Genomic DNA, 25245 nt, shown 5'->3' on the forward strand with positions numbered 1-25245 from the left:
GTTCCTGCATGGACGGCTTCTATTCGTTGTTGTTGTCGAGTAGAAGGCAGCACAGCAGGAATTCGGCTGATCGTGATCGGCTCCGGAAAGACTAAGTTGCTCTAGATAGACAAATCATAGCAAAGTACGACAAATTAGTGCACTTTCGAGAGGGGGTATTGGGCAAATAAATAAGTTATTTGAGACGAATTACGAGAATTGTTCTCTTGTAGGACAGTATTAAAGATTACGTTATTGATGACGATTAAATAGTAGAAAAGCTAACATAGGCCATTTGTATCTGTATTAAGATTGCCGGAGGCGGGAAGATATTACGCATCAGTAGTCGGAGGAATTTACCTTACGGAGAGCGAGGTGCTCTGTCTTCGCGAACGGAGCGGTATAAAAGTATAAATTTTCAATTTCAGTATTAGCGCAAAGCTAAATTCCGAAGTGTAGTTCGGTTGCAGATATGGCTCTTCGTGTCTATACCATGAGGAGAATGCTGCTGAAGAGCGGCAGGTTTGACCACTTGATTGCTGAAGGAATTTGGAGAGAGGAGCTTCCGATTAAGAAGGTCCTCTCTCAAGATGATTTCTTGGGGGAGATAGGTTGGCACTGATTTAGTTGTTGCGCTTGCCGATAATAACCGACTGAATCTTATTGAGGTCGTGTTCGCTCTTGGTTACTACCCGCAAATAATTCTGTAGTGCAAAATGCAACGCTGCTTCCTTAGCTGCTTCGTCGTCGAATCCAACCGTAATTTTGGCTCCAACTCCATGCTCATGGAAGGAAGTCATATGTGTTTCAAAAACAACCTGGTCGTCACCCGCGAGAACCTGAACAGCAAATGCTGAGGGCAGCTTTTGGTCTGCTTTTGCTTGAATCTGAAAAGCCAATTGCTTCGCACTACGAATGCCACCCATTGCCATGATCTGACCGATCGTAAGACTTGGAAGTGTAATAGCAGCTAGGCTTGGTCCTGGCAGAGTGGGCGTGCCGTGCCCTGTGCTCCCATTAGGGCGTGCTTGATCCGAGTTATCCTGCGTTGCCGAGATGCTAGGGCCCGGTAGTGTCGGGGTTCCATGTCCCGTACTACCATTCGGACGTGCTAAGTTTCGAGCTTCAGGCATCGTTGAAATGCTAGGGCCGGGCAGCGTTGGAGTACCATGGCCAGTGCTGCCATTCGGGTGTACGGTGCCGGTTGCGCCACTGGGCCCCGGTAAAGTGGGTGTGCCATGTCCGGTGGAACCATCATCGTTGGCGGCAAAGCCATGAGTTGGAGCATAAGCAGTGCCCGTTGCGATAGCCACTCCAGTTTCTGAGAGGATAGGTTCAAATACATTTGCCGTGCCGAGTTGAACCAAGCTACCGCTGCAAATTGACTGTAAGGTAGAAGTGGGTGTTGCCATCAAATTCTCTCCATATCTTGATTTGGAACTTCTATAGTCCATGAGTTCAGGATTTCTAATGTCATCGATACCACCAGAGATTCTTTATTGAATAATCACGATTTCACAGTTAATTCATTTCGATCCGTGAAGCAAAATCGCATCTATGAGTTCTCCACCGCGTATGCATGCGATTGTTTTTCTGTCTGGCGATAAAGCGAACGCAAAAATCCGCTCTTCCTCAAAATGCGTCAATTGATGTGGATGTCCACCATGAATCGACTGCTCCCAAAAATTCGAAACCCCATCCTGCGTGACGACATAGATAAGACTGCCACCTTCCGGTGACCAACGGACTGGATGTGCTCGTAGAGTTGAGGGGATGGGAATTGAAGGAAAAGTAGCCATCAGTTTTCCACTAGAAGCCTCTAGTACTGCTACTTTCCATGCTTCCTTGCCATTTTCGGCGTATACGCAGGCAATCCACTTTCCATCGGGTGAGATATCCGGAAAATGGCTGAGAAATGGAGTCAGCCTAATAGGCTTACCTCCTTCGACTGATACTTTCCACAGACTCCATTGGCCATTTCTACTAGAACCGAAAACCACTGAGCGTCCGTCAGGAGCAAAAGCTGGTGCGGATTCTTCTGCGTCTTCAGACGTTAATCTACGAGGTTCACTGCCGTCCTTAAGCGAACGCCAGATTCTATATGAACCACTACGATTGGAAACAAAGACTAAATAGGGGCTATGAGGATTGCTGATTGGTGGCTCATCTGTACCGGAGCCCTCTGGGGAGGTTTCGACAGATCCTGACTTCGTATTAAATCGCCAGAGATTAGATAAGCCATTTGACTCGGTTTGCGCGATTACACCTTCGTCCTTTGACCAAGCTATGCTAAAAAACCTGCCGTTTGAGTGTGTTAATTTTTTTGCGAGGATGTTGCCCCTTATAGGGAAAAGCCATACTCCTGCCGAACGCTCGACTTGAGTAGTAATAAAGGCCTTATTATCAGCTGATGAGACTAGGTCTCTGTACCACGTCCCTTGTGTCAGTAGGTGTGAATTTCCCGTGTGCCAGTTGAGCTCGTAGATCTGGCGCTGAATTGATTTAGTGTCTTGAGCTGCAATTAAGACCTGGTTGGAGGTCAACATGATTGGACGGCTGGTATTAACCCAGGAAAGTGGATGCCCGTACTCAATATGATTGTCACGTAGTCGGACAGCCCAAAAACAGAGTTTTTGAGCTGTCTGAATGGAACCGTCATAGATTGAAAAAAGGATAGAACCTCCGTCAGGGGAATAAGCAGGAGGAGAATCAACATAACGCGGAGCAATAACGGTTATGACGGTTTTTTCCGTATTGTCTTCTGTTGAATGGATAATTACTTTGTCTTGGCCATGACTTGGGTCGAACCTTATGAATGCAAATTGCTGGCCATTGGGGGAAAATGCGATAGGTGAATCCACATCGGTGGCCACAACCTGCGGTGGACCTGCGAGCATCGGCATTCGATAAAGAGTGCCGAATCCACCTTCTTGCCTCACAAAATAGAGAAATCGGCCATCAGGTGAAAAGGCCATTCCCGAATACTGACCAGATATAGACGACAGTCGTTCGGTATCGGCATTTGTGCCAATCTGAAGGATATGCAAAGATTGTTTGGAGCTATCACCCACTGAATAAGCCGCATATGCGCCGTCTCCTGAGATGGCGGCATAGGTGACATCTCCCAGAGTAGTAAGCCGCGTGATACTGTCTACGTGGTACGGCTTATCTCGCATGCCTTCATACAAGCGGAATACTCCAACCCCGGCGAGCGTCAGCATAATTACTAGTCCAGTCCAAATCAGCCATTGCATCAGAATGGCGCTTTTGTTCGGACGTGCCAGGGATGCAGGGGAATGCCTCTGTGGCAATTGTCCCGGTCGCGGCTGGAGAGTGGTTTTGTTGTGCCTGACCTGGGTCAGGTCATCGACTACTTGATGTATGTTTTCATAGCGCTCTTCAGGCTTCTTCGCTAAGGCGCAGGAGAGGATGGAATTGATCTTTTTGTCGTTGCAAGGTGGTTCCGGGCTGCCCTCGAGAATGCGAACCATGACGTCCGAGGTTGTATCCGCTGAGAAGGCGCTACGGCCCGCAAGCATCTCATAAAAGACAACTCCCCAACTCCAAATATCGGTTCGGGCATCGAGCTTTTGTCCCCTCAACTGCTCCGGAGACATGTAACTGATGGTTCCCATCAGGAGTCCTGGAGTTGTGTTCTGGGCGGCTGAGCTGATGCGTTCATGAAGAGTATTTCCCTGATTCGGGAGTTCTCCCACAAACTTTGCCAGACCAAAGTCAAGGACCTTGATATAGCCGTCGGGGCGAACCATGATATTTTCCGGCTTGATATCACGGTGAATAATGCCAACCGAGTGCGCTGCATCGAGTGCATGGGCAATCTGTGCGGCGTAGTTAACTGCGGTGTTCTTGTCAAGAGTGCCGATCAATTCCCGAAGTTGAGTGCCTTCTACATATTCGCTGACGATATATTGCAGCCCGTCTGTCTGGCCGAAGGCGAAGATGGTCAGGATGTTGGGATGATTGAGGGCCGAAGCTGTCTGTGCCTCGGTTTTCAATCGTTGTAACAGATCCACGTCCTTGGAATAGAGGTTGGACAGGATCTTGATCGCTACCTTACGGCCCAAACGGGTATCCCGTGCCAGATAGACCTCACCCATTCCTCCCGCACCGAGCAGGCGGAGGATGATGTAGTCGTCCAGTTGAGCGCCTTCCGCAAAGCGTGGCCGTTTGCCTGCGACAGCTTCGCGGGCCTCGTCCATGTCAATTGAGGGTATGAGTGGCTGGTCTGGCGAATAGTTTTCAAGGAGCGATAGGACTTCTTGCTCCAGGTCTGGATTTTCGGCACAAGCCTTGGAAAGAAAAGCCCGACGTTCTTCCTGGGGAAGTTCTAATGCTGCATGAAAAAGATCTTCAACTTGCTTCCATCGCTTTGTGGCCTGCTGCATGTTCGTCATTGCTGATCTCTCTTTTTAGCCAGGCCTTGGCCATATTCCAATCGCGAAGAATGGTATTGGGGGAAAGCTGAAGCACGTCAGCTGTTTCTTCGACAGTGAGGCCACCGAAGAAACGAAGCTCTACAACCCGGGCTTTACGAGGGTCCAACTGGCCAAGGCGATCTAATGCGTCGTTCAATGCAAGCAGGTCGGAGGAAGCTTCTGGGGCGAAGACAAAAACTTCGTCGATGGGCAGAAGAGTCACACCGCCTCCACGCTTGGCACGTTGATGGAAGCGGGCATAATCGACCAGAATGTGGCGCATGACGCGTGCTGCCACGGCAAAAAAATGATTGCGGTTTTGCCAGGGAGTTTTGTTGTCAATGGCAAGCCGCAGGTAGGCCTCATTTACCAGTGCTGTAGGCTGCAGAGTGTGTTGTGGCCGTTCTCCACGGAGCAGATAGGAGGCTAAACGCCTTAAATCCTTATAGATAAGAGGCGTGAGCTCGTCAAGAGCATGCTCGTCGCCCTGACTCCATTGCATTAATAGGGCAGTAATCTGTTGTGGGGTTGTGGCGCTCATGAGCGATTTTTCTCCTGGAGGCCCCTGCTGACACTGGTGTTGCATTTTAGAGACCACAATTGTGGGAAGTCCAGCAATTTCGATTGTTCTTCTCGGCAATGCGAAGATTGTCGATTCTTTTCACTTTCGAAGATCAGGGAAACCTCCAAAAGTGTGCTCTACCTGAGCATAGACCCGCAAAATCGTGCAGAGAAAATTTCAGACTCTACTTTACTGCGGATCGAGGAAAAATTCTCCCTCAAAATAGAGAAATTTATTGTTACAAATTTCTTGCCAGAAGGTGGATCGGGATAGATCCACCTTCTCTCGTGATGTGTGACTAATCGAGACCAGTCGGGCCTGGAGTCGGAGAACTCGGATGGCCAGTGGATCCCATGGGGGTAACGCTACCGCTGATTCCGAGCAAGAAGCTGAGAATGCTAAAAATCATATTTGGCTCTGAGCAGGAAAGTGTAAAAGATCAATCATCATGCGGCTTTCCGAAAATCTGAAAATTGAGCATTGGTAACAGCAATACGCTGAGCCTTAAGGAGCAGATAGCGGAGATTGGTATAGCCGCGACCGCGACGAAGAAGCGCTTTGATGTTGCCGTTGATAGCTTCTACGACGCCTAACGGAGGTTTGATCCTGCAGTAGTTCAAGATTCCATCCACATGGTCCAGGATCATATTGGACAACTTGGTAAAGGGAGCTAGCTCCAACTCATCCATTTGATCAGTCCACCCTTTCAGATAATTCAGCATTGCGCCTTGGGAACGATACAGCCAAAGCTGCTCTAAGCTTTCTTTCAAGAGATAGGCTTTAAAGAGCCTTTCATTGATGGCAAACAACGCTTGCAGACTCTTCTGTTTGTCGCATTTTAGATTGCCCCAACGAGAAAGCAGCAGCCAACGCTTGCCCTTTACCAGCTCCCGCATCTGTTTGCCCTGGCGGAAAAACTCTGCTCGCCGTACTTCATCAAGGGCTTGATTGGCGTGCTGCAAAATATGAAATTTGTCGTATACGATTGCGCAATCAGGAGCATTTTCTTCGATGCTCAACCGAAATGGCGTCCACATATCGACGCAGGCTACTTGAATATGCTGACGCTGAAATACGCTCAAATGCTCCTGAAAAAAGCTATCTAAGGTTTCCTTCTTGCGTTCCCGGCCAAACCATACTGGCTCCCCTGTTTCCAGGTTGCACACTACCGTAAGGAACTTCTGCCTCTTGCCCAAATAGATTTCGTCGACGCCCATCTGTCGCAATGCTGGTCGCACCCGATTCTTGGCCCACCGTTCCAGATATCGTTGGTCGATCGCTCGAACCGTACTTTCGGCCAAGCCAAATTGCCGGGCCACCTGACGCGCGGAACTGGATTCGCAAGCTCGCCCTACGATATCTTCAAACCGCTTACTAAACGGAGCTTTGCTCGGCAAATGCGGCAACCGTTCCGCCTTCACTCCACAGTCTGGACATCTGACCCGATAGGTCTCCACCACTACCGTCGTGGTGTACTCAAAGCAAGGTAGATCCCGCACCTCTCGTTGTTGCACATCATGGATGGCTGGATGCCGTAATTTTCCTCCGCAGCCACTGCATGTCAGATGGAGATTTGTCTTCTTGCGTCGAACCCATAGCCGCAACCGTTTTGCCTCTTCCTTGATCTCCGCCCGATATACCTGATAGCCAGGCCAGCCTAACAATTTCGTCCACGATTGCTCTTGCATCCCTCTACACTATCAATTTTCAGATTTTCGGAAAGCCGCATAATGATTGATCTTTTACGCTTTCCTGCTCAGAGCCTCATATTTCTCCTAGAAAAGGTAGATTAGAAACTCTGCACCTGGGGCATGACGTATCAATTAATGAATCGTCAAATACTGATCGTGCCCCACTTGACTACATTGCTATCGTCACAGAATTGAGCCGACCTTAAAGGTATTGACATCTTAATTAGTTGTTGAAGGTTAGTCCAGCCAATACCAATTAAGTTTTTATGGTGTATTTTCCCTCTCGTTGTCGCTTAGTTAATTAACACTTCTCGTGCTCGCAATTGCTCACGGGAAGCGTAAGTGGAGTACTAAGAGATGGTTTTGGCTTGAAGGTAGAATCAGTGCTTCGACTGTGTTTGCATTAAAGTTGTAGGTTGTTTCCTGTAGTAGTTGATTATCTTTTGCAGTTATTTCCCCGCAGTAGATCTGGTTGTCTCGTTTTGTTCCTTGTGCGGTGAATAGATGCAGCACTAAAGCAGTTTCAGCGTAGATGTACTCAGGTAGGAAAACGCAGATGAGGTTTCCTTCGAACACGGGTCTTGTCACACCTGTTTCAGGAATGCCGGGACGGAAGAAAACCCGCATATCGCGATATTCCAAAAGGGTTCAGCAACGTTGGAATTGTTCTAAAGAGTGGAAAGAGAGACCAGTGTAATGTCAAATGTTCTAGGACTCTTGGTAGGAGTTGTCTTCATTATTTTGGGCGGAACCCGCGTAGGAATGGCGGGAAAGAAATCGCCCTATGTTTCCCTGATCTTGATTGGCGGATTGTTTGTAGTATTTTCTGTCTTGCGGATAAGTGGTGTGCCTGTCTGGCAATAAGCCTCGTTGCAGAGTTTATTTATCAAACAATGCATGCACACTCGCCGCTGTACCCATCGGTGTTCTGGAGGGGTGCAGCGGCGATGCAAACAAGAGAACCAGCGCAGATGAGAATGAACTGCAGGTTTGAGCAGGTGAAACGCTGTGGATTCTCGCAATCAGTAGCTGGGCGAAAAGCTAGATCGATGTGACCGAGACTCCATCTTTGGGAGCATATTGCTGTGTCTGGCGTGCATGAGCCCAGAGCTCAAAAGGAGTGGCATAGCAGATCCATCCAAAGAATCCTTTTGGGGAGAATGTGGCCGGGGGACAAAGATAGACTATCTGTCGTACTTTGCATAGATAAAGTGCGAGGCCGATTGTGCTGCACCAAAGAAGTTGCAGAATTGCCGTAACAAGATAAGAGGCAGCAAAAATAGGCAGAAAAAAAGGACCGAAAAGTCTTGCCTGGAAGACGTGGATTCGCTCGTGGAGTCCTTCGCCTCCAAGATTGACAATGCCTAGGGTTTGCATGGCGCCTTCCTGATCTTTGGCATAGGCGATCCAATTTTTCCCCTCACTCAGTTCCCGGGAGAGACTCCCGAAGAAGGGGTAAAAGAGATTTCCCAGAACCAATCCAAAGATGGTGTTCGGATAGCTCCAGGTAAGGTCGCAAACCAGAAGAAGCCAGCCGGAAAGCCTGTCCAGCCGATAGCTAAGCAGGAATCCTGACTCCAAACCGTAGAGGAGACCGCAGAGAGCTCCCGCAATCAATGCTGAGTTGAGCGGAAGCGGGGGAAGGGGAAGCACAGAAAACAGGATATTGGTATATACCAGGAAGGCTGCTGTAGAGCCGGCTATGGATAAAACGATAGTGAGCAGCGCTTTCAAAATATTGGACATATCGGCGGTCCATCCGGCTGGGCGCGTAATGGCCGACCTTCCTTTCTAAAGAGGGTCTAGATGTCTCATTTCAGAAGGCGACTTTTTGAGTGGATAGGCACCATCGATTTTCGAAGAAAACGTGATTATTGAGGGTGATGGCCAGGCAGTAAGAAATATCCGGCTTGGGGGACAGGGGAAGGCCTTCCACGGAATTCTCTATAGGTAATAATGAGAACAGAAAATCTGTAAGAAGGTTTTCATTATCAGGGCAGTAGCTCATCTGGATTGGCAAGGTGATCAGTGTCACCGGATGACGCTGAAATCGAGGAATACCAGGAAATGGCAGGGGTCGAATCCTCTCTAGTTTTTAGCCGGGGCAATCGGGAAGTATGGACAGGCGATCTGGAGCCTGTTTATCTCAATGAGGTTGGAAGGCGCTGATGCATATTCCCGATGGATATCTAAGCCCGGCAACCTGCGCAACTCTGTATGCGGGATCGGCTCCCTTCTGGTACTACTCGTTGAAGCGGATGCAACGCATGTTGCATACCCGCACGATTCCTCTTCTCTCTGTCTTCGCCGCGTTTTCCTTTCTGATCATGATGTTCAACCTCCCGCTTCCCGGGGGGACTACTGGGCATGCCGTAGGCGTTACGATAGCAACGATTGTTCTTGGCCCTTGGGCTGCGATCCTTACGGTTTCTACCGCATTGCTGATCCAGGCGATTTTTTTTGGAGACGGAGGGATTACCGCTCTTGGAGCGAACTGCTTCAACATGGCGATCCTGGGAGCTCTGGTCAGCTTCGTTCTCTATCGCCTCATTGCAGGCCATACAGCCACAAGTTCTGCAAGGCGTGTGATTGCTGCGGCTATCGCCGGATATTGCTCGATCAATATTGCAGCCTTGGCGGCGGCTTTTGAGCTTGGTCTTCAGCCTCTTCTTTATCACGATGCTGCCGGGACCCCTCTCTATGCTCCCTATCCTCTAAAGATTGCCATTCCTGCGATGATGATTGGCCATATGACGATCGCCGGAATGGCGGAGATGGTTGTTTCCGCTGGCGTTGTGGCTTACCTGCAGCGTTCGGAACCATCTCTTCTTCGCGGTTCCACAGCTTCGGTTCTTGGAACTGACATTGAAACAAGCGGCAACTGGAAAAGTACCCGGCCTTTATGGCTAATTGTGGCGATTCTGCTGGTCGCTACCCCTCTCGGTATTTTGGCGGCAGGAACGGCCTGGAGCGAATGGTCTGCCAAGGATCTGATGGATCCCGAAGTACGCCAGCAGATTGCGGCAGCATCAGGAAATCATGCTCTTCCATCCCATGTTCCTTCGGGGTTGCAGCGCTTGTCTTCTATATGGACCGCACCTATGCCGGCATATTCTCCTGCCTTCCTAAAAAGTGCCAGTTTCGGATATCTGTTGTCGGCCATGATGGGGACAGGTTTGATCCTTCTGATCGTCTTTGTGGGAGGATGGATCATGCGCAAGATGCGTGGACATCAAGAAGGAAGAGTCTAAAGGTCGCCAATAGACAATGAGCTGGTTACCGCGAAAAGGCGATTTTATCGAGAAGACGCTTTCCGCACTTCTGAAAGCTTCTGAACACGCGTCTTCAGCCGATCGGCTCTCCTCTGCTCACGGGCTGCTTCAGCAAATTGATCCTCGCGTGAAGCTTCCCGGCCTGTTGTTGTTGATCCTGGCTGTTGCCTCTTCCCATCGGCTCTCGGTTATCGGACTCGTCTTTGCCTGCGCAGTAGTGCTGGCACTCCTTTCGGGGATCGGCCTCGGGCGTCTGCTGCTTTGGGTGTGGACTCCGGTGCTTCTTTTTACTGGAACGATTGCTGCTCCAGCAATTTTTCTTACACCGGGAAAGATCCTCTGGTCGTATGGGTTCCTTGCCATTACACAAACCGGCATTCGTAGTGCCGCATTTCTTATCTCCAGAGCCGGAACTGCTGCAACACTCTCGGCATTGCTGATTTTGAGTACACCGTGGATGTGGGTTCTCAAGTCGCTAAGGGTATTTCGCTGCCCGGTGGTTCTGGTGACTATTCTGGGCATGACCTATCGATACATCTTTGTCCTGCTGGGAACGGCATGGGAGATGCTTGAGTCGAGAAAGAGCCGGACAGTGGGACGGCTACCTAATGAAGAGGCACGTCGGCTGGCGGCCTCCTCTATCGGTGTCCTGTTGAGCAAGAGTTTGCAGCTAAGCGGTGATGTTCACCTCTCTATGCAAGCCAGGGGCTTTCGAGGAGAGGTCTATCTTTTGGAAGACTTTCGCGCGAAGGTTTCTGACTGGCTCTGGCTGGGAGGATTTCTTGTCGCTGCAATCATGGCATTCTGGTATGGACGATGACCGAAAACCAGAAAGTATTTGAACTAGATTCTGTCTGCTATCGCTATGAGAAGCTGGCCGCGCTGGATGGTCTGACCTTAAACATTCAAAGTGGTACCCGAGTCGCTCTACTGGGAGCAAATGGTTCGGGGAAGTCGACGCTCTTACGATTGTTGGATGGGCTTTATTTCCCGACGAGCGGCAGCATATCTTTTTTCGGGCAGAAACTTCATCCCGACCTCTTTGTCGAGGATAGCTTTGCCTTTTCCTTTCGTCGTCGCGTAGGGCTGGTTTTTCAGAATTCAGATGCACAGTTGTTTAATCCAACAGTCCTGGACGAAGTAGCATTTGGCCCGTTGCAATTGCATTGGCCAAAGGACGAGATTCTGGATCGTGTTCATCGCGTTCTGGAGTGGATGGAAATTACGCACTTGAAGGATCGTCCTCCTCATCGGCTTTCGGGTGGAGAAAAGAAACGGGTCGCTTTGGCTTCTGTGCTGGTGCTGGATCCAGAGATTCTGCTGCTCGATGAACCGACAGCCGCACTCGATCCTCGCAGCGAAAGTCAGATTATTGATTTACTGATCGGCTGGGGGGACGGCACCAAAACGGTTGTGACGGCAACCCACGATCTTGGTCTGGTCGAGGATATTGCAGATTCCTGCTTCTTGCTTCAATCGGGAAAGGTAATTGCGGAAGGTACTCCTTCCAACATCCTCGGAGATATTTCTCTGCTTGAAAAAGCAAGCCTCGTGCATGCGCACCGGCACCGGCATTCGCACGGGCAAACTATTGTGCATACACATCCCCACGTTCACCCTCATAGACATGAGGATGAGTTCTAAAGCAAATTCAGCGTTGCTAGACCAATCCAATATTTGGTGCAGTGCCGCCCTTCTTCGACGGGAAGCGGTGCAAGCTTTCGTGGGTTCCAGGATTCAGCTAAGCTGGAATTGCTCCGAAGCGCTTCTCGCATAGGTGCACATTCGCGGAGACCGATATTTCGATACCCGCGATGTAAGGTCAAGTCCCTCTACATTTCGATTTTTATCTGGGCTGTTCATAATGTAACTGTCTCTTTTACGCGACACATTGCTAACTACAGTTAGATCTTCAGCTTTCCAGTAAATAAGGCACATCGTTGCAGTAAACGATTTTTTCAAGGGATTTTGCGATCCCATATATTGGGAAATCGTATCATCACGTTGACAACTTAATGGTCCGACCTCTATAAAGTTAGCCGCATGTAAATATGTAAATTATTCCGCTATTGGAATTCATGCTAGAGGACGAATAAAAATGGATGGTAAGAACAGAATCCATTCCCGACACCGGAACATACTCGAGTTTCTTGTGGGGATTTTAGCGCTACAAATTTTCTCGACATTTCTGCTGGCTCAAACGGGTGGTGGGGGAACGATTCAAGGAACTGTTATTGATCCTTCACGCGCTGTGATCGCTGGAGCAAAGATTACTGTGACCAACGTGGCTACAGGCGTAATCACAGAAACGGTAACAACTTCTGCAGGCTATTATTTTGTTCCATCCCTGATTCCCGGAAAATACACGGTTACGGTTGAAAAAGATGGCTTCGAGGTATTTCATCAGGAAAACCTTCAGGTTAATGCTTCTGAAGTAGTCGGCCTCAATCCAAAGCTCACAGTCGGCAGCAAGTCGGAATCCGTTACTGTTACTTCCGCGCCGCCACCATTGCAGACCGAAAATGCAAGTATGACGGCCAGCATCGAGAATGAAACTTTTACAGCTTTGCCACTGAATATGGGCGGGCAACAAAGAGATCCAACAAGCTTTGCCTCCTTGACTCCAGGGTATTCGGGCGGTGGACGTTCCGGGACCTATAACGGTGCAGGTGGTGCTAGCAACGGTTCATCCAGTTCTGGCGCAGTAACTTATATTGACGGTATACCCATTTCACAAGGTGATAATCGGCAGATATCGTTAGCAGTCTCTGTTGATGCAATCGATCAATTTCAGGTGACGAGCAGCGGTGCAAATGCCAGCCAGAGCGGCATGGGTTCTCAGAACTATAACGTAAAGCATGGTACGAACACGTTTCATGGAAGTCTTTACGACTATATTCGTAACACGGCATTCGATTCTTGGAACTTCTTTTCCAAGGCGCAAACCATTGACACTCCAGACGGAGGAACAAAGAAAGCTCCTAAACCATCTGAACATCAAACTGAGCTGGGCTTGACCCTCGGCGGCCCAATTCAGAAGAACAAGATGTTTCTATTCCTGTCCGGTGAAATCTTTCGTTACACGGCATATGTAAATCCCACGTTGATGACAATTCCGAGTAATGACATCAGGAAGGGTGATTTCAGCGCTCTTCCCTATAAGATATACGACCCCACCACACTCAAAGTTTCAGGCGGTACCTATACGGTTTCGCAATTCGCAGGCAATAAGATTCCGGATTCTCGTATATCCCAAATCTCCAAAAACATGCAGCAGTTTTTGCCGAGTACGTCGAATAACGATCTGACCGACAATTACTTGTCGTCCCATCAGACCGGCAACTCCAACTATGAGATAACGGAGCGTTTCGATTATGTGCTTACGCCGCGCCACAGGATATCGATCCTTGGCAATGTAGGCAAAAGAGGATTTGTCGGCTATGACTACAACAAGGATGCTGTTCTTCCGGTCCCATATCTAAACGGTGTACTTGTTACGCAATTCATGGACTCCGGCATTTTTGAGCACACCTTTATTGTTACTCCGAATCTGGTAAATCAGTTGAAATTTGGCTATGTGCGGATGGATGCACCTGTTACGAATCCGAGCTATGGCAATTCCAAATTCAAAGCCTCGACCATGGGAATCGGGAACATTCCTTCCGGACAAGCATCAGATGCTTTCCCATCTGTGACTTTTGACGGTGGACGTTATGGCTACAGTGCCTGGTCCAGTCCGAATGGTTACAAGAGCACCAATAATCAGGTTGTTGTTCATGACGATCTTTCCTGGGTACACGGAAAGCATTTGATCACTGCTGGATTTGATTTTCAGGCAATTGAGAAGAATGCTTCCAGCTATTCTACATATTCAGCGCCATTGGGCCTCACCTATAGCAGTTCTGCAACAAAGACTTTTTCCGGTTCGGGAACTAATTTAAGCTCTACCTCCGGAGATTCTTACGCTACCTTCCTGCTTGGTGGTGTGACCTCAACCAATATCACTGTCGCCAATTTCTCCTCGCTTGGCTACCGTGCTAAGCCGTTCTCTCCATATATTCAAGACGATTGGAAGATCAGGCCAAATCTGACACTCAATCTCGGACTTCGTTGGGATCTCTTCCGTCCTCTGTTAGAGGTGAAGGATCGAGGTTCGTTCATGAATCCCAACATCATCAACCCTGCAACCGGAACCTACGGTGCAATGATGTACTTGGGCAATGGAGCAGGAAGCTGCAATTGTCGTACTCCTGCGCACACATACTTTGCCAACTTTGGACCGCGTCTTGGTTTCGCCTATTCTCCAACCAGTAATACGGTCTTTCGCGGTGGCTTTACGATTAGCTACAGCCGCCACGGTGCGGCGAATGCCATGCTTGGACAGTCTGGTTTATCCAAGAAGACTACCTATGTGACTACCGTCAATGGAGAGCAGCCGGCATTCTATCTGAATCCGTCGATGGGGAATTCCAATTTTCCTGCCTGGGCTAGCGCAATTACTAAGTCCGTGACGGAAAATGCTGGAAACTATCTGGATCCTGCCACGAATACCTATCCCAACGCCACCAGCGTGAGTATGGCGAATCCATATCGTGGCTCCAGAGTTCCAACTGTTTATAACTGGAACTTCGGAGTTCAGCGTGCTCTCACCCGCGATCTGACATTTTCTGCAACCTATGCCGGATCTTCTTCTCACTTCCTGTCCAGTGATAAATCGGGAAAGATCAATGGACTCGATCCGAAATATAACGTTATTGGTAAATATCTAAGCCAATTGCCTGGAGCCGTCGATAAAGCTACAGGCAAGACGAACCTGCAGGCTGCGCAGGCTCGATATCCCGGAATTGCACTTCCCTATAGCAACTATGGCGGCAGCAACGCATACATTAATACGATGTTGGTCCGTTTCCCGCAGTATGGGTCCGTATCCGATTCCTGGGCTTCTACAGCAAACGCCGATTACCACGCTCTGCAGATGTCAATAAATCAGAGAGCTTGGCATAACCTCTCCTATACCGCCAACTTTACGTACAGCAAAGCGATGGATAATACCGGAAGTTATCGCTCCAGCGGAGAGATAATTCCGGCAAATGTCTTCGATGGTGGAAAAGCAGTCGATGTAGATGAGCTTGAGCACTCGGTTACAACCTATGATCAGCCATTCGTGTTTAAGTTCTACGGGCAATACAAACTGCCTTTCGGAAAGAACGGGATTGGTAGTAACAACACCTTCACCCGGCAGGTAGGCCAGGGATGGCAGGTTTCTTGGATATACTCACTTGCATCCGGACGTCCGCTTACATTTGGATCTCCTTCTTATAACCCTAACTTTAGTGGCAAGGTCCGCATCAACGGGAAATATGGACATGGATATCGTGCTGGCATGAAGAATGCTCCGCGTTATATCAACTCCGATGCCTTTAAGCTTCCGGCCAAATACATGATCGGAAATATCGCACGTACTGCGCCGTATAATTTGCGGTATCCGCATAGCTCCGATATTGATCTGGCAATTATGAGAACTTTCGACATTTGGAATAGTCATAACGTGAAATTCACCTTCCGAGCCGAGGTCTTCAATCTGACCAACCATACCGAGTTCAGCGGAATTGGAACGAGTTATCCATGTACCTATGCCGCTGATCAGATCGACTTTGGGCAGGGAGGTGGGACCTGTGCTCTTAGCGATAATGACAAATTCGGACGAGTTTCCAGTCAGTCGAACGATGCACGTGACTGGCAGTTCTCCGGGAAATTTCACTTCTAGAGCTTCTGTGACGAAGAAGACGTTTAGGCAATAGATAAAAATAGCCTGAACGAATGCGTTTACTCCATTGAGGAGTCTTCCATTTCGGGGACTCCTCTTTTTTATTACTATGGCGAATGGCAGCCAGTGCGGCTGCCAGATATCAGTCCGAATTTGTATGCCGTAAGCTTCGTCGAATGCCTGGCAGGCAGAGCGTGAGCGTCACGCCACGAAGAGCCATAAAAAGAGTGAAGGCACACCACAGTCCATCATTCCCCCAATGGTGTTGAAAAATTGTGGAGCAGAGCAGGAATCCCGCACAGGAAATCAACATGCTATTCCTCAGGTCGCGTGTGCGTGTTGCTCCAATAAAGATTCCGTCCAATTGAAATCCCCAGAAAGAAATAACCGGCAAAGCTGCTTCCCAGGGGAGGTATCTCATTGCAAAGGCCCGAGTGGTTGGCTGGTTGGTCAATATTGCAATCAGCTCTTTCCCGTATAGGAAGTAGATTACGGATACTATTGCTGCGACCAGGAACGCCAGACTTGTCGAGGCTTTTACGATAGCTCGAAAATCCGATTCTTTCCGGGCTCCTACTGCGGCTCCTACAAGAGCTTCGGTTGCATTGGCAAATCCGTCAAGACCGTATGCCGCAAACGTCTGGAGATTCAGCAATACCGCATTTGCAGCGAGAATGATATCTCCCGCGACGGCACCCGAATGTGTGAACCAGGCAAAGGCAGCAACCAGCGATATTGTGCGGAGAAAGATGTCTCCATTAAGAGCACATAGGCGAATCAGCTCTTGGCGGTCAAACAGGTGAAGGCCAGCTACTTTTGTAAAGGTGTCGGGGTAGGCGTACTTGATGACTGCAAGTCCAGCGACAAGCCCTGAATAGTCGGCTAGTGCCGTGGCAGCACCCACACCGGCAATGCCCCAACCAAGCTGATAAACAAACACCAAAGCAGCGCCCATATTGACGCAGTTGATGATGACCTGCAGTAACAACGCCAGCTTTGCTCTCTGTCGTCCGAGAAGATAACCAAGAAGAACGTAGTTCCCTAAAGCTGCAGGTGCAGACCAGATGCGGCTACTGCAGTAGGTCACTGCATTTTGTCGAACTTCGGCGCTTCCTCCAAGCAACGTCGTTGCAAGGTGGATCAGAGGAAATTGAAGCAGTAAAACAAGCGTTCCAAAGAGGAATGCCAGCAGGAGTGCGCGATCGAAATGTGCTCGCAATCCTCTCCAGTCCTGAGCTCCAGATGCTTGTGCCACTAGTCCTGTCGTTCCCATCCGAAGGAATCCAAAAGCCCAAAAGACCATATTGAAGAAGATTCCGCCCATGGCCACACCGCCTAATGCTGCGGGACTAGGAAGATGCCCGGAAACCATGGTGTCCACCATGGAAAGTAAAGGCTGGGTCAGATTGGAAAGAATTAAGGGAAGTGCAAGATGGAGAACTGTCCGATACCAATGAGAGAACTTGCGGCTATCGGTAGTCGGGTTTGTGAGGGCGGGTAATTCCATTTTTTGTATCTTGTGCCGCAGCCTGTCTGCTAAAACGTTCAAGTTGTGAACATTCGCTTGTGACTCTTTTCTCCTTCTAGTCTAGCTTGCGGGGAACCGCATCATTCTTTGTTTTTACAGCGTCAGGGAAATTCCCGTTTAAATTTCTTGACAGAAACTATTTCACAACCGTATAACATTTCCTTCTGAAATTATTTCTAACCAGAACTATTCAGAAATTGCAGTCATTTGGGGAGGAAAATGTTGGACCAACAACTTACAAAAAAGTGGAGGGCCCTGGATTCCAGCGGTACTTTCCACCGGAAGCTTTACCTTGTCTGGGCTTTGCTCTGCTTTGTGCTGGTAGGTATGGCGTCAGTTCCGGTTCGGGCTCAATTGAGTGGTCAAGGCCAGATTCAGGGTACGATCACCGATCAGAGCGGGGCAGCGGTTGCCAAAGCAGAAGTATCGGCGACCAATATTCAAACTGGAGTTGTCACGACAAGGCAATCCAGTGATGCTGGCTATTACGTGTTATCTGCATTGCAACCTGGCGTCTATGTTGTAAACGTTTCCGCACAGGGTTTTCTGTCGTATAAACAGGAAAATATCACCGTCGATGCTCTTCAGGTACTAGGACTGAACATTGCTCTGAAGGTCGGTTCCACGCAAGAAACGGTTACGGTCACTTCTGCTCCGCCTGCACTCGAGACTGAGAATGCAACGCTGGGTGCAACCATGGAGCACGAAACCTATTCGGCATTGCCTATCAACATGGGCAGTGGTGCACAGCGCGATCCAACCGCTTTCGTTTATTTGATGCCAGGTGTTTCTGGCGGTGGCCGTTCAGGAATCTTCAATGGTGCTGGTGGTGCCAGCGGATATCTCGACGAGATGTATGTCGAAGGTATGCCTATTACCTCAGGATCCCAACAAGGTGACAACCGCGGCGTGTCATTGGCGGTTTCTCTTGAAGCTGTTGATCAATTCCAGGTACAGACCAGCGGATCGAATGCCGGATTCTCAGGCATGGGTGCGCAGAACTACTCTATTAAGTCTGGTACGAACAAAATCCACGGCAGTTTGTATGACTACGTAAGAAACACCGCTTTTGACTCCTGGGGATTTTTTGCTAAGGCTGCGACAATTCCGACCGCCTCAGGCGGGACAGTTCGGGCTCCTAAGCCATCCGAACATCAGCAGGAGATGGGCTTTACGCTTAGTGGACCTCTCATGAAGAACAAGATGTTCTTATTCCTTTCTGCGGGCCATTTCCGGTATACCTACGGAGGTACTCCGGGCTTGGTGACTGTTCCGACTGCGGATATGCGTAAGGGAGACTTTAGCGTTGGTAACGATTACAGCATCAGTAATCCTGATCCTAAGAAGAAGTTCTGGCCTATTTATGATCCGACAACGCTGAGCTCATGCACTGGGAGTTCTGGCAGTTATTGTGTATCCACGTTCAAAGGGCTCAAGAATGGCGTGCCTACAGACAATGTCATTCCTGCGAGTCGCATCTCAACTATTGCGCAAAACATGCAGAAATGGCTGCCGAACCTCAGCAATACAGATCCAACAAACAATGCGCTTGTTTCTCACGGCGGTGGAAATACAAATTGGGAGCTCACCGAGAGATTTGACTACGATATCACCCCGTCACAGCGGATATCTATTATAGGAAATGCCGGACGTAGAGGGTTTATTGGTTATAACTATGCAGCCACCAATGTTCTCCCCGTACCGTATATGAATGCAGGTACCAATAATCAGCTTAATGCTAATGGTATTTTTGAGCATTTGTGGACCATTACCCCAACTTTAATTAATCAACTCAAATTCGGTTATGTCCGGCAATGGGGCCCCTATGGTAACCCGAGCTATGGTATTGATCAATATAAAGCGACTACCATGGGTATCGGGAATCTTCCGATCGGGCAAGCTTCTGACACCTTCCCTGCTGTGACTTTTAACGGCGGGCAATTCGGTTACGCCAGCTGGTCCAGTCCAAACGGCTATGATCAAGTAAATAATACTTATAGTCTGAAAGAACAGGTACAGTGGATTCATGGGCGTCACAATATTACTGCGGGATTTGATTTGCAGTGGCTGCAGATCAATCAAAGTGAATACGCTACCTCCTCAAAACCGCTAACCCTGACCTTCGATCAGAAGTCGACCTCCGGATTCAAAGATAATACTTCTTTAATTACTCAGTCTGGAGATCCATACGCCAGCTTCCTGCTCGGTGCTGTATATTCGACAGGGCTGAGCTATAAACCTTTTGATAAGTTAGGTGCGCGTTATCGTCCATTCTCTCCGTATGTCTCAGATGATTTTAAAGTTAACTCTCGCTTGACTGTTAACTTGGGACTTCGCTGGGATATGTTCCCCCCTTATCACGAGGTGCAGAATCGTTGGTCTTTCTTCAATCCATTGTTGACGAATGTGATCACGGGAACGGCAGGAGCCATTCAATATGTGGGGAATGGTGATAATAGCTGCCACTGCACAACTCCGGTTCATACGAACTACAAAAATTTCGGTCCACGCGTGGGATTCGCCTATGCGGTCGATAATAAAACTGTTGTGCGCGGTGCCTTCGGAATCATGTATTCGCATGGCGGTGGTGTCGGCGGCAGAATGGGTGCGAATTATGGAACTGGTCAGGTAGGCCTAAACGCCTCTACTTCGTACGTCAGCTCAGTGGTGTTCGAGCAACCCGCATTCTATCTCAATCCTGCGTTGGGAAATTCGGCCTTTCCAGCCTACAATCTTGTTCCCACTCACTCCTCGACTGCTAACTCCGGGAACTATGTCGGAGCTACGGGCAATCCTCAGGGCGTGAGCTATGCAGATCCGAATTTATCCGGAAGAGCTCCCTATGCCGAGAACTGGAACATCGGAATTCAACGTGCATTGACGGATAATGTGGTTGTCAGCGTTAATTACTCCGCAAGTGCATCACACTTTCTTGCCAGCAGTAATAGCAATAAACGTGGAGCAATCAATAATAAGCTAGATCCAAAGTATTTGGTGATTGGTCGCTTACTTAATGCTGTTGCTAATGATTCCGACATCCCGGCGAAGAAAACATATTTTCAGGAAGCTCAGCAAAGATATCCTGGCATTGCCTTGCCGTACAGCAATTTTGGTACTTCAACTGGCACAGTTGCAGCGGCGCTGTTACCGTATTCTCAATATGGCACTGTGGCGGATACCTGGGGCAATGTTTCCAATGCCAATTACAATTCGTTTCAGTTAACACTAAGTCAAAAAACGCATAAAGGGCTTTCCTATACTGTCAACTATACTTATAGCAAGACGATAGATGATGCCGGTACTTTCCGTAGCGGCTACGACATTCCCGCTTCTGCCATGGACGATGGATCCAGCTGGAAGGTCGGCCAAATCGATCGCGCGCTAAGTACTTCTGATTATCCCCAGCGTTTAAGTGTGTATGGCGTTTATCAATTGCCCTTCGGAACAGGACAATTTGGAGCCAATAACAGGGTGGTCAAAACACTGGCAGGAGGTTGGGCGGTATCGGCAATTTACTCCTATAGCTCAGGTGGCCCTCTAGCCATCACTGGAAGCGGTTGTTCAGCATCCGGTACGGTTGTCGCACCGGTAACATGTATGCCGAGCTATAACCCTAACTTCACAGGGAAGGTTCGTACGAAGGGTAGTTGGGGACACGGATACTTAGCAAACATGAAGGGAGCTCCTTCTTATATCGACTACAGCGCCTTTAAGGCTCCGGACGGATATAAGATTGGAAACCTGGCTCGTACTGCTCCTTTAGGTTTGCGCGGTCCCAATACGAACAATGCAGATGCCAGCCTGCGTCGTACTTTCGAGGTTTGGAAGGATCGGAATGTTAAGTTTGCATTCCAGGCAGACGTTTTCAACCTCACGAACCACACTCGGCTGGGAGGTATTGGCGTGAGCTATACCTGCCAGTCTGGGAACGATTACGGGGTTGCCCCAGCTGCGTGCACCAGTTCCGGTTCACTGGGACAGGTCTCGAAGCAGGATAATGCTCCTCGTGATTGGCAGTTCTCGGGGAAATTCAGCTTCTAGCAAATTGTCTATAAAACGCCTCATATCTCAACCTAAAGTCCCGGGGATTTACCCGGGACTTTGGCATTTATGAGGGAATATCGTTTTTTAGAGTTTGGGTGTTTCCTTTGTATGGATTATTGTCTTTGGATTCTCAAGCAAACCTATCTTTGCGGGAATGCTCTAATTGCTGCTGGAAAGTTCGCCGTATTGCCGGAACTACGCTGTGGGAGCTATACAATGGTCAGTCTCAGGAAGACGAATCAATGAGTAGGCTATGGGCGCTGCTGCCACGAAAATGTCTCTCTCCGTCCGCGTTGCTGGGAGTCCCTGGAACCGTAGCTCCAGTGGTATTATTCCTGCTTTTACTCACGACATTCTCTTCTTGGGCTCATGCCTCAACGCTCTACTCTTCCACTTCTCCTCTTGAGGGGATGACACGCCGAGTCTGGCGTATGCAAGATGGCCTTCCTGACCAGACAATTAGTGCGTTAGCGGAGACCCCCGATCACTATCTTTGGTTAGGGGCGCCACGAAATCTAATACGGTTTGATGGCTGGCATTTTGTGGATGTCAGCGCTGAGCTGGGACCGGAAATCCACGATTTTGGCGTGACATGTCTCTTCGTTGCCCGCGATGGATCTCTTTGGATTGGGACTGGAGGTGCCAAAGTTCTGCACATAGTTAAAGGCGTCGTACATGAGTATGGGGCAGAAAGCGGCTTGAGCTCCTTTAATGTACGTGTCTTGCAAGAAGATGCCTCTGGAACTCTTTGGGCGGGTACCGACCATGGCATATATCGTCTCATCTCTGGACTCTTCCATCGCATAGGTCATATTGGAGACCCTAGTGTCCATGCCATGATTCCAGACGGTAATGGTGGTTTCTGGATTGGTGGTCATCGACTCATCCACTATGCCAATGGAGCATTCCAGGATATTGCAATGCCTAAACAGAGAGTGCCCCTTCGTGTGGAATCATTGGCTCGTACTTCCGATGGAACTCTTTGGGTAGGCACCTTAGGCGGGTTGCTTCGTTTGGACCAAGGTGGTTCAGGTTCACTGAAGAGCGTGCTTCCTTATGCGGTGAAAACTCTTGTAACGGATAAGAACCACAGACTATGGATAGGAACGGCTGGAAAGGGACTGTTTGTACAGCAGGCAAACAGCACATTCACGCGCCTTTCCGAATCTACCGAGACGGTTAGCGAAACCATAGTGACCCTATTAAGCGATGATACCAATGACATTTGGTTGGGCACTCGCTCCGGACTTGTGCGGTTGAGCGACACGGGGATGCACCTTACCTCTATCCCAGAGGTTCGCAGGGCTGAGCACGTCAGTCTCACGCGCGATAACGACGGAAGCGTGTGGATATGTGCCGGACGAGTGATTCATATCGTAAAAGGTAGAATTGAAAACTCAAAGCTAACAATGTTAGGGGGAGTTCCAGTTCGCGCGATGTTGCGAGATCTCAATGGAGGCTTATGGATTGGTACTGCAGGTAAGGGAGCTATTCGGATCTCGGATAAGGGACATACGGAAAGATATTCCTCTAAAGTTGGCACAAGCTATATCTCAGGCTTTTTGCAGGGAAGCAACAATGATGTCTGGATTGCTTCGGAGAGTGGTGTAGCTCTTTGGCGTGACGGTTCGGTGGTGAGCTTCCAACATGCGGAAGGGGCGCCGCATCAGCAGGTTCTTAGCCTAGCGAATGCTTCGAATGGGGTATGGGTGGGAACCGCTCACGGCCTATTGCGGCTGAAGAACGGGAAGTTTGTTCCCGATGCAGCAATTACCAAATTAGGTTCTCACGCCGTACGTGCACTCCATACAAGCGCTGACGGGACATTGTGGATAGGGACTGAGCAGGGGCTGTTTCGGTGGAAGAATGGCAACATAGCACGAGTACATCTGGGGACCTACGACAACAGACCAGCTGTGCTGGCAATCTTTGAAGATGAACAGGAGCGGCTTTGGTTAAGCGGCTCGGACAGAGTTGGTCGTGTGCAGCGGTCTGCAATTGATCATGTTCTGGAGTCTCCAAAACAGCAAACTGCTACTAGAGACAATGGTGTTTCTCTCAATCCTAAAATGGACTCTCTTGAGGTATTCAGTGTGTTGAGAGAAACCGGTGCCGGGCTCGAGGGTGGGATGCAGGCTGCTGCATCTGATGGCCACGGCGGTGCCTGGTATATCAGTGATACCGGACTGCTTCATATTACCGGAAACACCAAACATGTTTTCGGTAGCGCTCCACCCGTTGTTTTGGAGAGGGCATTCGTCGATGGGGTACAGGTTCCGACAGATAGAGATCTTGTATTGTCACCTTCTGCCAAGACGCTGGAAATAAAAGCGACTCCGGTGGTGCTTGGTGCTAGAACAGGGCTTCAAATTCGCCGCAAGCTAATCGGGTTCGACCAGAATTGGAACTCACTTCCAAATTCCCAAACAGTTACATATACAAATCTTCCACCAGGACATTACATCTATCGGTTGGAAGCGCAGTGGTCAGACTCAAACGACATTTCAGCGGTCGAGTTTCATATCGTTCAACAGACGCATATATACCTTCGTACATGGTTCTTGCTATTGTGTGTTGCAATAGTTTGTCTCTTGGCGTGGCTATTTCACTACATGAAGATACGTCGTGTTGCTGCCCAGTTTCGTGCTGTCACAGAGGAGCGGAATAGGGTAGCTCGTGAAATGCATGATACGCTCCTGCAGGGATGCATCGGGATCTCATCCCTTCTTGAAGGAATAGCAAGTACGCAGCAAATGCAGGAACAAAAGGATTCTTTTCCTGGACGATCTCGGCAGAAATGGCTTCCAGCGCTAAATCTTGCTCGACTAGAACTGGAACGAACGATCAGAGAGGCTCGCACCGCTATTTGGGATTTACGCCGTAGAGAGGTCGAGGGACACCTGGACCGGGCACTTCGAGAACTGTTTGAAAAAATGACGACTACTTTGCCTGTAATCGCTACATTCCGGACAAGCGGGCCTTCGCTATGTATCTCACCAGATCAACAGAGAGAACTCCTCATGGCGACACGAGAGGCATTACAGAATTCCATCAAGCATGCCATTGCAAAAAAGATTTCTTTGAATGTTCGGTATAGTGCAAAGCTTGTTGTTATTGAAATTGCAGACGATGGACGTGGTATATCTCGCAACTTGAAAAATTCCAGAGAAGAAGGCCATTTTGGAGTTGTAGGAATGGACGAGCGGATGACTAGAATTGGAGGCAGGTGCCGGATTGACACCGGCAAAGAAGCTGGCACGATCGTTACATTGGAACTTCCTCTAGCGATACATCAGGATCGAGGAGCAATTCGGCATGAGTAACACATCAAACATCAGAGTATTGCTGGTGGACGATCATCCGATTGTTCGAGCAGGACTGGAAACAATTCTCAATTCTCAACCTGATATTGAAATCATTGCGCAGGCGGATGACGGTGAGGTTGCTGTAGAAAAGGCCTGTCTCCTGCGACCCGATGTTGTTTTGATGGATCTGCGGTTACCTGGAATGAGCGGAGTCGAGGCAATTCGCAGGATTCGTGCCGCATGTCCCGACATGAAGATTCTGGTCCTCACAACTTATGAGGGAGACGAGGATATCCACCAGGCATTACAGGCGGGAGCGGCTTCTTATATTGTCAAAGGCATGCAATATGAGGTGCTGCTACGAGCAATCCGCCGCGTTTATGCGGGAAACGTATTTTTACCGCAGGGGGTATCAGCTCTACTTGACGAGCGTACACCTGACGACTTGAGCGCCCGTGAGCGCGAAGTTCTAACTCTAATAGCCGATGGAATGAGCAATCGAGCTATTGCGGAACGACTCGGAGTCACGGAGAGAACCGTAAAATGCCACGTGAGTGCAATCCTCTCTTATCTAGGTGTTACGGATCGCACACAAGCTGTTCTTGTTGCTCTACGTCGTGGATATGTTCACTTGTAAGGAATGTGTGCTGGGTCGCATTGG

The 25245-nt window shown here is 49.1% G+C and carries 14 protein-coding genes; 8 read left to right on the forward strand and 6 right to left on the reverse strand.

All coding sequences use genetic code 11. The annotated features are described in order from the left end of the window. Positions 1-602 precede the first annotated feature (602 nt). The 4 genes from AC6I7T_RS20695 to AC6I7T_RS20710 all read right to left on the reverse strand — a co-directional run bounded on the left by AC6I7T_RS20695 (position 603) and on the right by AC6I7T_RS20710 (position 6665). Entirely contained in the window at positions 603-1391 is a 789-nt protein-coding gene (locus AC6I7T_RS20695; protein WP_497789475.1) for a hypothetical protein, read from the reverse strand. A gap of 114 nt (positions 1392-1505) precedes the next feature. Next, positions 1506-4394 carry a protein kinase domain-containing protein gene (locus tag AC6I7T_RS20700; protein ID WP_497789476.1) on the reverse strand — a complete coding sequence of 963 codons (2889 nt, stop codon included), beginning with the start codon at positions 4392-4394 and terminating at the stop codon, positions 1506-1508. Further along, positions 4351-4956, reverse strand: a complete 606-nt coding sequence (locus AC6I7T_RS20705; RefSeq protein WP_497789477.1) for a sigma-70 family RNA polymerase sigma factor — start codon at positions 4954-4956, stop codon at positions 4351-4353. The genes AC6I7T_RS20700 and AC6I7T_RS20705 overlap by 44 nt, the downstream gene beginning before the upstream one ends. Before the next feature lie 467 nt (positions 4957-5423). Further along, positions 5424-6665, reverse strand: coding sequence for an ISL3 family transposase (locus AC6I7T_RS20710; RefSeq protein WP_497789478.1), 1242 nt, complete (start codon positions 6663-6665; stop codon positions 5424-5426). Between the two features lie 699 nt (positions 6666-7364). Here AC6I7T_RS20710 and AC6I7T_RS20715 point away from each other — a divergent pair. After that, a complete protein-coding gene (locus AC6I7T_RS20715; protein WP_497789479.1) occupies positions 7365-7532 on the forward strand; it encodes a hypothetical protein in 168 nt (55 codons plus the stop codon). A 177-nt stretch (positions 7533-7709) separates the two neighbouring features. Here AC6I7T_RS20715 and AC6I7T_RS20720 read toward each other — a convergent pair whose 3' ends face one another. Then, entirely contained in the window at positions 7710-8414 is a 705-nt protein-coding gene (locus AC6I7T_RS20720) for a hypothetical protein (protein WP_497789480.1), read from the reverse strand. A 422-nt stretch (positions 8415-8836) separates the two neighbouring features. Here AC6I7T_RS20720 and cbiM point away from each other — a divergent pair, with 422 nt between their 5' ends. The 4 genes from cbiM to AC6I7T_RS20740 all read left to right on the forward strand — a co-directional run bounded on the left by cbiM (position 8837) and on the right by AC6I7T_RS20740 (position 15707). Beyond that, positions 8837-9919, forward strand: coding sequence for a cobalt transporter CbiM (gene cbiM / locus AC6I7T_RS20725; protein WP_497789481.1), 1083 nt, complete (start codon positions 8837-8839; stop codon positions 9917-9919). 16 nt (positions 9920-9935) lie between these two features. Beyond that, positions 9936-10760, forward strand: a complete 825-nt coding sequence (gene cbiQ, locus AC6I7T_RS20730) for a cobalt ECF transporter T component CbiQ (protein ID WP_497789482.1) — start codon at positions 9936-9938, stop codon at positions 10758-10760. Next, positions 10757-11584, forward strand: a complete 828-nt coding sequence (locus AC6I7T_RS20735) for an energy-coupling factor ABC transporter ATP-binding protein (RefSeq protein WP_497789483.1) — start codon at positions 10757-10759, stop codon at positions 11582-11584. Before cbiQ ends, AC6I7T_RS20735 begins: the two co-directional genes overlap by 4 nt. A 508-nt stretch (positions 11585-12092) precedes the next feature. Continuing rightward, positions 12093-15707, forward strand: coding sequence for a carboxypeptidase-like regulatory domain-containing protein (locus tag AC6I7T_RS20740; protein ID WP_497789484.1), 3615 nt, complete (start codon positions 12093-12095; stop codon positions 15705-15707). A gap of 142 nt (positions 15708-15849) precedes the next feature. On the opposite strand, the gene AC6I7T_RS20745 is transcribed toward AC6I7T_RS20740, so the two are convergent. Continuing rightward, complete coding sequence (locus AC6I7T_RS20745) at positions 15850-17214, reverse strand: MATE family efflux transporter (RefSeq protein WP_497789485.1); 1365 nt, start codon at positions 17212-17214, stop codon at positions 15850-15852. Between the two features lie 240 nt (positions 17215-17454). Here AC6I7T_RS20745 and AC6I7T_RS20750 point away from each other — a divergent pair, with 240 nt between their 5' ends. From AC6I7T_RS20750 to AC6I7T_RS20760, 3 genes are all read left to right on the forward strand, one after another. Then, the gene (locus AC6I7T_RS20750; protein WP_497789487.1) at positions 17455-21276 is read left to right on the forward strand and encodes a TonB-dependent receptor; all 3822 of its coding nucleotides are present in this window, start codon (positions 17455-17457) and stop codon (positions 21274-21276) included. A 245-nt stretch (positions 21277-21521) separates the two neighbouring features. Next, positions 21522-24602 (forward strand): sensor histidine kinase, encoded by a 3081-nt coding sequence (locus AC6I7T_RS20755; RefSeq protein ID WP_497789488.1) that lies wholly within the window; start codon positions 21522-21524, stop codon positions 24600-24602. Continuing rightward, complete coding sequence (locus AC6I7T_RS20760; RefSeq protein ID WP_497789490.1) at positions 24595-25221, forward strand: response regulator; 627 nt, start codon at positions 24595-24597, stop codon at positions 25219-25221. Before AC6I7T_RS20755 ends, AC6I7T_RS20760 begins: the two co-directional genes overlap by 8 nt. The last annotated feature ends 24 nt before the right edge of the window (positions 25222-25245 follow it).

It is taken from the genome of Humiphilus diazotrophicus (assembly GCF_059726315.1).

Bases quoted from the DNA above. Each gene is read 5' to 3' on its own strand.
- AC6I7T_RS20695 (WP_497789475.1), bottom strand. From the start codon at position 1,391: ATGGCAACACCCACTTCTACCTTACAGTCAATTTGCAGCGGTAGCTTG.
- AC6I7T_RS20700 (WP_497789476.1), bottom strand. From the start codon at position 4,394: ATGACGAACATGCAGCAGGCCACAAAGCGATGGAAGCAAGTTGAAGAT.
- AC6I7T_RS20705 (WP_497789477.1), bottom strand. From the start codon at position 4,956: ATGAGCGCCACAACCCCACAACAGATTACTGCCCTATTAATGCAATGG.
- AC6I7T_RS20710 (WP_497789478.1), bottom strand. From the start codon at position 6,665: ATGCAAGAGCAATCGTGGACGAAATTGTTAGGCTGGCCTGGCTATCAG.
- AC6I7T_RS20715 (WP_497789479.1), top strand. From the start codon at position 7,365: ATGTCAAATGTTCTAGGACTCTTGGTAGGAGTTGTCTTCATTATTTTG.
- AC6I7T_RS20720 (WP_497789480.1), bottom strand. From the start codon at position 8,414: ATGTCCAATATTTTGAAAGCGCTGCTCACTATCGTTTTATCCATAGCC.
- cbiM (WP_497789481.1), top strand. From the start codon at position 8,837: ATGCATATTCCCGATGGATATCTAAGCCCGGCAACCTGCGCAACTCTG.
- cbiQ (WP_497789482.1), top strand. From the start codon at position 9,936: ATGAGCTGGTTACCGCGAAAAGGCGATTTTATCGAGAAGACGCTTTCC.
- AC6I7T_RS20735 (WP_497789483.1), top strand. From the start codon at position 10,757: ATGACCGAAAACCAGAAAGTATTTGAACTAGATTCTGTCTGCTATCGC.
- AC6I7T_RS20745 (WP_497789485.1), bottom strand. From the start codon at position 17,214: ATGGAATTACCCGCCCTCACAAACCCGACTACCGATAGCCGCAAGTTC.
- AC6I7T_RS20750 (WP_497789487.1), top strand. From the start codon at position 17,455: ATGTTGGACCAACAACTTACAAAAAAGTGGAGGGCCCTGGATTCCAGC.
- AC6I7T_RS20755 (WP_497789488.1), top strand. From the start codon at position 21,522: ATGAGTAGGCTATGGGCGCTGCTGCCACGAAAATGTCTCTCTCCGTCC.
- AC6I7T_RS20760 (WP_497789490.1), top strand. From the start codon at position 24,595: ATGAGTAACACATCAAACATCAGAGTATTGCTGGTGGACGATCATCCG.